The sequence below is a fragment of the Paludifilum halophilum genome (assembly GCF_002245355.1).
Classification (GTDB): Bacteria; Bacillota; Bacilli; order Thermoactinomycetales; family DSM-45169; genus Paludifilum; species Paludifilum halophilum.
On record NZ_NOWF01000024.1, the window covers coordinates 1 to 3,361 of the forward strand.

At 47.8% G+C, this 3,361-nt stretch carries 4 protein-coding genes; all 4 read left to right on the top strand.

What is annotated here, in order from left to right; all coding sequences use genetic code 11:
• The first annotated feature begins 137 nt into the window (after positions 1-137).
• On the top strand, positions 138-458 hold the full coding sequence (locus tag CHM34_RS18170) for a hypothetical protein (protein WP_094266025.1): 321 nt from the start codon (positions 138-140) through the stop codon (positions 456-458).
• Positions 459-1,049, top strand: a complete 591-nt coding sequence (locus CHM34_RS18175) for a major tail protein (RefSeq protein ID WP_094266026.1) — start codon at positions 459-461, stop codon at positions 1,047-1,049. It begins immediately after the preceding gene.
• Entirely contained in the window at positions 1,049-1,399 is a 351-nt protein-coding gene (locus tag CHM34_RS18180; protein ID WP_094266027.1) for a hypothetical protein, read from the top strand. The genes CHM34_RS18175 and CHM34_RS18180 overlap by 1 nt, the downstream gene beginning before the upstream one ends.
• A 233-nt stretch (positions 1,400-1,632) precedes the next feature.
• Positions 1,633-3,361, top strand: a 1,729-nt coding sequence (locus CHM34_RS18185) for a phage tail tape measure protein (RefSeq protein WP_500690236.1), incomplete at its 3' end; no start/stop codon positions are given.

Here is a 3,361-nt window from a genome sequence, read left to right on the forward strand (position 1 = left end):
TATCAGTTGACCCACTTGCTTGAACATGGACACGCTAAACGTGGCGGAGGGCGGGTGGCGGGTATTCCCCACATTGGCCCGGTGGAGGAGGAAGCGATTCAGGAATATGTCCAGAAATCTGAGAAGGTGATCCGGGGATGACGTTGGACGAGCTAGCAACGATCCTTAAAAGCACCGGTTATCCCGTGGCCTACTCGCATTTTATCAGCGACAACGTCCCGCCTCCGCCGTTCATCACCTATCAAGTCGATGATTCCGCTAACTTTTTTGCAGACAACCGAGTATACAAAAAGATCAGCAACATTTCGATTGAACTTTATACTGACAAAAAGGATTTAGATGCTGAGGCCGCTCTGGAATCGGCTTTGGACGCCAACCATTTGGTATATGAGACAACGGAAGTATGGATCGAAGCGGAAAAGCTGTTCCAGAAAATCTATGAGATCGGAGTGGTTTGAATGGCAAACAAAGTGAAATTCGGGTTAAAAAATGTGCATTATGCAACATTCACGTATGACGAAGAAACTGGAACTATCACATATGATACGCCCATTCGTATTCCAGGGGCAGTGGAATTATCTTTGGAACCTCGCGGAGAAATGGCGGAGTTTTACGCTGACGATGTACTTTACTACAGTGCACAAAATAACCAGGGGTATGACGGTACATTGTCTATTGCTACGATCCCGGAACAATTTGCTATCGACTGTTTAGGTGAAGAAAAAGACGAAACAGATATGGTACTGACTGAGAAAACGACGGCAAAAGGAAAGTCGTTCGCGTTTCTTTTTGAATTTGACGGAGATATCAAGGCTATTCGTCATGTTCTGTACAATTGCACAGCCAATCGTCCAACGGTGACAAGCTCAACGAAGACAGATACAGTGGAACCGACGCCGGATGAGCTCACGTTTGTCGCATCACCAAGACCAACCGATTACGCCGTAAAAACCAAGACGAGTCCAGATACACCGGCTGCCGTTTATGATGCTTGGTACACGGCTGTGTATGAAGGGAATGGGAGTGGCGGAGGAGGCGTTGAGGGTTAATGGAAAAAACACTGACAATCGATGGAAAAGAGGTGCGATTTAAGTCCACGGCGGCCACTCCTCTCCGCTTCAAAGCTCAGTTCGGGAAGGATTTCTTTTCTGAAATCATCAAAATGGGAGCATTGGAGAAACTGGGTAAGTTGAAGCCCGAAGAAATTGAGCCGAATGATCTGCAAGGGTTGGATTTCGAGGTTTTCTACAATATCGCTTGGACAATGGCGAAAACGGCTGATCCCAAGATCCCAGACCCGATTACCTGGTTAGATGGATTTGATGAGTTCCCGATGATTGAAGTCATTCCTGCATTGCAGGACATGATTATCGCAACGATTCAGGGTAAAAAAAAATAGACGAAAAAAGAGGAACGGATCGTGGGGAACCGATTACCACGGATTCGTTCCTCTTCATTTGTCGTCAAGTAGGATTACAGCGGGATGATCTGGAGGACATGACGATTGGGATGTGTCTGGATTTCATTGAGGAATATATCGAGATGAACGATCCGAAAAGACGGAAAATGAGGGCAAGAAGGGCTACACAAAAGGACTTTGACAACTTTTAATTTTGAAAGGCAGGTGAGGATATGGCGAGGAAACGAATCCAGGGAATCACGATTGAGCTGGATGGGGAGACGAAGGGTTTAGATAAAGCCCTTAGCGACGTAAATAAACGAAGTCGTAGCTTGCAACAAGAATTGCGGGATGTAGATCGCCTGCTCAAATTTGATCCGGGCAATGTGGAAGCCTTGGCGCAGAAACAACAGCTATTGACGCAACAGATTGAGAACACCACCGAGCGATTGAACCGATTGAAATCGGCGCAAAGCCAAGTCGAGAAGCAGTTTAAGCGAGGTGAAATCGGTGAGGCTCAGTATCGGGCCTTTCGCCGAGAGATCCAATATACAGAAACCCAACTGAAAAAATTTGAGAAGCAATTGGCCGGGTTGGACGACGGCAAATCGCTGGACAATCTCAAGCAGGATCTTCAGGGGGTTTCCAAAGAAGCAAAGGAAACAGAAGGCGCAATTTCTGAGCTGGGCAGTGCGATTGGTGGGCTTGCTGCTGGCGGGGGAATTGCCGGGGCGGTTAGCCAAGCGTTGGATTCGGCATCGTTGAAGACAAAAATTGAAATCTCCATGGAAGTCCCGCCGGAATCGGTGGGGGCGGTCCGGGATAGCATTAACACTGTAACCTCGTACATTGACGATCAAGAGTCAGCTATCGAAGGAGTGCGGCGGCAATGGGCATTAAATGCCGATGCCAGTGATTCGGCAAATGCTCGGATTGTTAAAGGAGCAGGGGCTATTGCTCGCGCTTATGCGGGCATTGACTTTACCGAGTTGATTCAGGAAACCAATGAGGTTTCCCGTTCTCTGAACATCTCAAATGATGATGCCTTAGGGTTGATTAACTCCCTTCTCAAAATTGGCTTTCCACCGGAACAATTAGACATCATCGCCGAGTACGGAACCCAGTTGAAAATTGCCGGATATGATGCAGAGGAAATCCAGGCGATTTTCGCAGCCGGAGTCGAGACGGGGTCATGGAACATTGACAACCTTCTCGATGGTCTGAAAGAAGGCCGTATTCGACTGGCAGAGTTTGGTGAAGAAGTGCCTTCAGCCATGCAAGATTTGCTCGATGGAACCAATATCTCCGCCCAGCAATTGCAAAAATGGGGACGAGCGGTTGCGGAAGGCGGAGAAACTGGGAAACAGGCCATGTATGAAGTCGCCCAGGCAATTAATGGTGTAGAAGACGAGACAACTAAAAACGCTCTAGGGGTCGCCGTTTGGGGTACCATGTACGAGGATCAGGGACAGGCAGTTATTGATACGATCTTGGGTGCGAAGGATCAGACGGTTGATTTAAAGGAAAACCAAGACCAACTGAATGATAGTGTCAAACAGCTTGACCAAGATCCGGCAGTTCAATTTGCACAGGCGATGCAAGATTTGAAAGTAGCTTTGGCACCTCTCCTTTCTGTCATTGCGGATATTATTAGTAAAATCGCTGAATGGGTTCAAAACAACCCGCAACTGGCTGCGACCATTGCGGCGATCGTAACGGCTGTTGGAATATTTATTGGGTTAATAGCTGTATTAGGCCCCATTCTTACCGGGATTGGTACTGTTGTTGGTATTGTTGCCGCCGCTTTTGGAGTCGCCACTTCAACAATATGGATCATCATTGGTGCCATTGTAGCCTTAATCGCGATTGGTGCGGCACTTTGGACAAACTGGGACACCATCAAGGCGAAAGCAATTGAGGTCTGGGGTGCAATCAAGGAGTGGTTGGCGCAGACGTGGGAAT

What these genes read in the sequence shown, in the direction of transcription:
- CHM34_RS18170 (WP_094266025.1), top strand. Translation starts at nt 138, where the DNA reads ATGACGTTGGACGAGCTAGCAACGATCCTTAAAAGCACCGGTTATCCC.
- CHM34_RS18175 (WP_094266026.1), top strand. Translation starts at nt 459, where the DNA reads ATGGCAAACAAAGTGAAATTCGGGTTAAAAAATGTGCATTATGCAACA.
- CHM34_RS18180 (WP_094266027.1), top strand. Translation starts at nt 1,049, where the DNA reads ATGGAAAAAACACTGACAATCGATGGAAAAGAGGTGCGATTTAAGTCC.